The 5,808-nt window shown below is 67.7% G+C and carries 6 protein-coding genes and 2 pseudogenes; 5 read left to right on the top strand and 3 right to left on the bottom strand.

Going from position 1 to position 5,808, the window contains the following annotated elements:
* From G3O00_RS38840 to G3O00_RS38855, 4 genes and pseudogenes are all read left to right on the top strand, one after another.
* Positions 1–331 (top strand): annotated as a pseudogene (locus G3O00_RS38840) (TetR/AcrR family transcriptional regulator); the annotation flags it as partial.
* Between the two features lie 208 nt (positions 332–539).
* A complete protein-coding gene (locus tag G3O00_RS38845; RefSeq protein ID WP_011350537.1) occupies positions 540–1,694 on the top strand; it encodes a pyridoxal phosphate-dependent aminotransferase in 1,155 nt (384 codons plus the stop codon).
* A 57-nt stretch (positions 1,695–1,751) separates the two neighbouring features.
* A complete protein-coding gene (locus G3O00_RS38850) occupies positions 1,752–2,540 on the top strand; it encodes an ABC transporter substrate-binding protein (RefSeq protein ID WP_206146161.1) in 789 nt (262 codons plus the stop codon).
* Between the two features lie 15 nt (positions 2,541–2,555).
* A complete protein-coding gene (locus tag G3O00_RS38855) occupies positions 2,556–3,986 on the top strand; it encodes an FAD-binding oxidoreductase (protein WP_206146162.1) in 1,431 nt (476 codons plus the stop codon).
* 45 nt (positions 3,987–4,031) lie between these two features.
* Here G3O00_RS38855 and G3O00_RS38860 read toward each other — a convergent pair whose 3' ends face one another.
* From G3O00_RS38860 to G3O00_RS44210, 3 genes are all read right to left on the bottom strand, one after another.
* A complete protein-coding gene (locus tag G3O00_RS38860; RefSeq protein WP_011350540.1) occupies positions 4,032–4,604 on the bottom strand; it encodes a PadR family transcriptional regulator in 573 nt (190 codons plus the stop codon).
* 68 nt (positions 4,605–4,672) lie between these two features.
* The gene (gene cadR / locus G3O00_RS38865; protein WP_011350541.1) at positions 4,673–5,104 is read right to left on the bottom strand and encodes a Cd(II)/Pb(II)-responsive transcriptional regulator; all 432 of its coding nucleotides are present in this window, start codon (positions 5,102–5,104) and stop codon (positions 4,673–4,675) included.
* 60 nt (positions 5,105–5,164) lie between these two features.
* Positions 5,165–5,476: a hypothetical protein gene (locus G3O00_RS44210; protein ID WP_346779023.1), complete on the bottom strand. Its 312-nt coding sequence runs from the start codon at positions 5,474–5,476 to the stop codon at positions 5,165–5,167.
* Here G3O00_RS44210 and G3O00_RS38870 point away from each other — a divergent pair.
* Positions 5,393–5,808: pseudogene (locus G3O00_RS38870) on the top strand (heavy metal translocating P-type ATPase); the annotation flags it as partial. The gene G3O00_RS44210 and the pseudogene G3O00_RS38870 sit on opposite strands and share 84 nt — an antisense overlap.

Below are 5,808 nucleotides of genomic sequence, written 5' to 3' on the forward strand. Positions count from 1 at the left end.
CGCCGCGCTCGTCGACCTGCAGGTCGATGCGATCGGCGCCGACGCGGCGCTGTGGGGCGCGCTCTTCGCGCTGGAGCGGCAGGTGTCGCCGCTCACCGCCTACCGCCGGCATTACGACGCGTACGTCGCGCTGTGGCGCGACGCGCTCGCGCACGCGGCCGATCCGCCGCCGGCCGCACGGCTCGACGGGCTTGCGCGGATGGCGCACACGATCTGCTACGGCGGGCTTTCGCAGGCGTTGCTGACGCTCGGGCCCGCGTTCGACATCGCCGCGCTGCGCGGCGAGCTGCGGGCGGTGCTGCTCGCCTATCTGGCGGCGGCCGGTCGGTAATCCCCTAGGGGAAATGCCTGATTCGCATGTCGCGCCGGCAGGCTAGCCTTGCCGTTACGCGCGCTTCTCCAGGAGCCATGAGAAAAATGCATGGCCCCCATGACGAACTTTCGATTGTCCACCGATATTGGCTCGGGCTAAATCGTGCGGCAGATGCAGGCCGTGCGCGTCGCGCGCGGCCGCCCGAAGGACATCAGAAGGAGGAGTCATGCGAAGCGCGACCGCGCCCCGTTCGAAACTGCCCGACGTCGGGACGACGATCTTCACGGTGATCGGCCAACTGGCTGCTCAGCACGATGCGTTGAACCTGTCGCAGGGTGCGCCGAATTTCGCGCCCGATCCGTCGCTCGTCGAAGGCGTCGCGCGCGCGATGCGCGACGGGCACAACCAGTACGCGCCGATGGCCGGCGTCATGGCGCTGCGCGAGCGGCTCGCCGAAAAGACCGAGGCGCTGTACGGCACGCACTACGACCCGGCCACCGAGATCACGGTGATCGCCAGCGCGAGCGAAGGGCTCTACGCGGCGATCAGCGCGCTCGTGCACCCGGGCGACGAGGTGATCTACTTCGAGCCGTCGTTCGACAGCTACGCGCCGATCGTGCGGCTGCAGGGCGCGACGCCGGTGGCGATCAAGCTGTCGCCCGAGCATTTCCGCGTGAACTGGGACGAAGTCGCCGCGGCGATCAACCCGCGCACGCGGATGATCATCGTCAACACGCCGCACAACCCGACCGCGACCGTGTTTTCGGCCGACGATCTCGAACGGCTCGCGCAGCTCACGCGCGATACCGGCATCGTGATCCTGTCGGACGAGGTCTACGAGCACGTCGTGTTCGACGGCGCGCAGCACCAGAGCATGGCGCGCCATCGCGAGCTGGCCGAGCGCAGCGTGATCGTGTCGTCGTTCGGCAAGTCGTTCCACGTGACGGGCTGGCGGGTCGGCCATTGCGTCGCGCCGGCCGAGCTGATGGACGAGATCCGCAAGGTGCACCAGTTCATGGTGTTCGCGGCCGACACGCCGATGCAGGTCGCGTTCGCGGAGATCCTCGCGCGGCCGGACAGCTATCTCGGCCTGTCCGCGTTCTACCAGGCCAAGCGCGACCTGCTCGCGCGCGAGCTGGCCGATTCGCGTTTCGAGCTGCTGCCGAGCGAAGGCTCGTTCTTCATGCTCGCGCGCTTCCGCCACTTCTCGGACGAAAGCGACAGCGATTTCGTGCTGCGCCTGATCCGCGACGCGCGCGTCGCGACGATTCCGCTGTCGGCGTTCTACACCGACGGCACCGACGCCGGCGTGATCCGGCTCAGTTTTTCGAAGGACGACGCGACGCTGGTCGAAGGCGCGCGGCGGCTGCGTTCGCTGTAAAGCCCGTACGTAAACCGGCGACGGGAGCGTCGCATCGACCAGACACAGGAGATCACGATGAAGCACACGGCCACCCTGAAACTCGCGTTCGCACTCGCGTGCGCAATCGGCTCGGGCGCGGCGCTCGCCGATGCGCAGACGCTGCGCTTCGGCCTCGAGGCGCAATACCCGCCGTTCGAATCGAAAGCGCCGAACGGCGACCTGCAGGGCTTCGACATCGACGTCGGCAATGCGGTCTGCAAGACGGCGCAGCTGTCGTGCAAATGGGTCGAGACGTCGTTCGACGGCCTGATTCCCGCACTGCAGGGCCGCAAGTTCGACGCGATCAATTCGGCGATGAACGCGACCGAGCAGCGGCGCCAGGCGATCGATTTCACGACGATCATCTATCGTGTGCCGACCCAGCTGATCGCGCGTACCGGCAGCGGCCTGCTGCCGACGCCGGAATCGCTGAAGGGCAAGCGTGTCGGCGTGCTGCAGGCGTCGATCCAGGAAACCTTCGCGAAGGCGCACTGGGAGCCGGCCGGCGTCGCGGTCGTCGCGTACCAGGACCAGAACCAGGCGTACGCGGACCTCGTGTCCGGCCGTCTCGACGCGACGCTCGTGCTCGCACCGTCCGGCCAGCGCGGCTTCCTGTCGCGCCCGGACGGCAAGGGCTTCTCGTTCGTCGGCCAGCCCGTGCACGACGACAAGATCCTCGGCAGCGGCATCGCGTTCGGGCTGCGCAAAGGCGACGGCGCGCTGAAGGCGAAACTCGATGCGGCGATCGACAAGCTGAAGGCGGACGGCACGGTGAAGTCGCTCGGCCTGAAGTATTTCGGCGATATCGACATCTCGGCGAAGTAAGCGGAACCGCACGCGATGCAGAACCGGAACACGACCGCCGCGGGTGGCGAACAGGGAGACGCATCGCTGTCGGGCGACGCGATCGACGTCGTGCTCGTCGCGGAACTGGGCGATGCGCTCGTCACGCGTTCGGCCGACATCGATCCGCGTTATTTCACCGCGTACAACGAGCCGGCCGGCGTGCGGCCGCGCGCGCTGGTGCGCCCGCGCAGCGTCGACGACGTGTCGCGCACGCTCGCGTTGTGCACGCGACTCGGCCAGCCGGTCGTGCCGCAGGGCGGCCTGACGGGGCTCGCGCGCGGCGCGGTCGCGCTCGGCGGCGAGGTCGTGTTGTCGATGGAACGCTTCGCGGGCATCGAGGCGCTCGACGTGGCGGCCGGCACGATGACCGTGCGCGCCGGGACGCCGCTGCAGACGGTGCAGGAAGCCGCGGAAGCGGCGGGTTTCACGTTCGGCGTCGATCTCGGCGCACGCGGCTCATGCCAGATCGGCGGGATGCTCGCGACCAACGCGGGCGGCACGCGCGCGATCCGCTACGGGATGATGCGCGAGCAGGTGCTCGGGCTCGAGGCCGTGCTCGCGGACGGCACGGTCGTGTCGTCGATGAACCGGATGCTGAAGAACAACGCGGGCTACGACCTGAAGCAGCTGTTCATCGGCAGCGAGGGGACACTCGGCGTCGTCACGCGGGCGGTGCTGCGGCTGCATCCGTTGCTCGCTGCGCCGGCCACGGCGCTCTGCCGCGTGCGCGACTACGACGCGGTGGTCGCACTGTGGAACCGCGTGCGCACGCTGCCGGAGGTCGTCAGTTTCGAGGCGATGTGGCCGGCGTTCTACGACTACGTCGCGCGTCACACGCCGGGCGTTGCGGCGCCGTTTGTCGGCGACGAGGGCTTCGCGATCCTGATCGAATGCGCGACGAGCGCACCGGGCGGCGACGCGCACCAGGCACTGGAAAACGGTCTCGCGGCGGGGTTCGACGCAGGGCTCGTGGAGGATGCGGTGCTCGCGACGTCGGAGCGGCAGGCGCGCGACTTGTGGACGCTGCGCGAAGGCCTCGCGATCGACGCGCTGCCGCATCTCGTCAACTTCGACGTGAGCCTGCCGACGGGCGAACTCGGCGCGTTCGCCGAGCGCTGCGAGGCGGCGTTGCGTTCACGCTGGCCGGATGTCACGTGCCTGTTCTTCGGCCATGTCGGCGACGGCAACGTGCATATCGGCGTGTCGCTGGCCGGGATGACCGATGCGGACCTCGATGCGCTCGATCACTGCGTGTACGCGGTGGTGCGTGACATGGGCGGCTCGGTGTCGGCCGAGCACGGGATCGGCGTGCTCAAGCGTCCCTATCTCGCGCATACGCGCAGCGACGCGGAAATCGGATTGATGCGACGCCTGAAGGCCGCGCTGGATCCGCTCGGCATCCTGAATCCCGGCAAGGTGCTTTGATCGCGGCGATGCGCGTTGCCTGCGGGAGTTGGCCTGCGTGACGCGTCAGCCGTCCACCCAGCGCAGCGCGCCGATCTTGATGTGTTCGACGACGCTGCGCGCCCACTCGAGTTCGGCATTGAGCAGCACGAGCGCATGCTCGTTCTGCAGCAGGAACAGGCGCGGCACCTGGTCGGCCTGCGCGGTGGCGCGCAGCGTTTCAAGGCGCGCGCGCTCGGCATCGAGCCGGGCGATCCGAAGCTCGAGCTGGTGGCGTGCGTCTTCGGCGTCGAGCAGCGGCAGGAACGCGAGACCGGCGCCGAACGCCGGAAATTCACGCGCGGGTTCCGCGAGCAGGGCATGCAGCCACGCCTGCCCGGCCGTGTGCCCTGCCTCGGTCAGCGCATACAGCGTGCGCTCCGGAAACGCGCCGTCGCGCTCGGTGTCGTGCACGGCGATCATCCCGTCGCGCAGCAGCCGGTCGATCGTCTGGTAGAGGCTCGTGCGCTGGCGCACGTTGACGACTTCGTCGTACCCGCGAGCCTTCAGTTGCTGCAGCATCCCGTACGGATGCATCGGCGTTTCGGTCAGCGTCGCGAGGACGGCCAGCGCGAGCGGGGACGGGCGACTGGTGGACATGAATAGTTATTTAATATCTAGTAAGAATATAACTATTCTCAACCAGACCATCATATTTCACAAGGGTTTCAGCCGAGGTGCGAGCGCTTCGCGGCCGGGGCGACGGTTTCCATCGTCGCGAGACCGTGCACGATGCCGCAATCCTCGACCGAATGCTCGCCGACGCACTGGCGGCGCAATTCGGTGAGCTGGTCGCGCAGATGCGTGAGTTCCGCGAGGCGCGCGTCGACGTGCCCGATGTGTTCGTCGAGCAGCGAATTGATCGAATCGCAGGGATCGGCCGGCGTGTCGGTGAGCTGCAGCAGCGCGCGGATTTCATCGTGCGCCATGTCGAGCGCGCGGCAGTTGCGGATGAAGCGCAGCCGTTCGACGTGCACGTCGGTGTAGTTGCGGTAGTTTGAGTCGGTGCGCTCCGCATCCGGCATCAGACCCTCTTTCTCGTAGAAACGGATCGTCTCGGGTGTGCAGCGGGCCGCTTTGGCCAGTTCGCCGATCTTCATGACCTTTCTCCCGTGTAAGGGTTGACCTTGTAGTGGCTTCAGGGTGTTAACTCTACACCGTTAGCCATTGAGGAGGTTGTCATGACCGACGCCCAGCGTACCCACGACCCACGACACCGTCATGCCGGCGGCGCCGCTCCGCGCTGCGCCGACGCGCACGATACGGATACGGCCACCGTCGCCGATGCGGCGCCGGCGGCCGGCGAGCACGCGCACGGCAAGGCTGCCTCGCGCGGCCACGACCACGACCATGATCACGATCACGGCCATGCACACGACGATACGCATGTGCACGGTGCATCGTGTTCGCATGGGCATGCCGAGCATGGCGATGCCGGCCACGATCACGATCATGCACACGACGACAAGCATGTGCATGGCACGGCGTGCTCGCATGATCACGCAGCGCATGACCATGCCGGTCACGACCACGACCACGACCACGACCACGACCACGCGGCCGGCGATTGCTGCGCGCCTGCCGCGCTGACGCTCGCGCCGCTGCCGGTCGCGCAGGCGACCGCGTCGGGCCACGTGCGCTCCGCGTTCCGGATCATGCAGATGGACTGCCCGACCGAGGAAACGCTGATCCGCAAGAAGCTCGGCGGGATGAGTGAAGTGTCGGCGCTCGAATTCAACCTGATGCAGCGGATGCTGACCGTCGAGCACGTGCCGGGCGCCCAGCCCGCGATCAAAAGCGCAAT

The sequence above is a fragment of the Burkholderia sp. Ac-20384 genome, assembly GCF_017104605.1.
Taxonomy (GTDB): Bacteria; Pseudomonadota; Gammaproteobacteria; order Burkholderiales; family Burkholderiaceae; genus Burkholderia; species Burkholderia lata.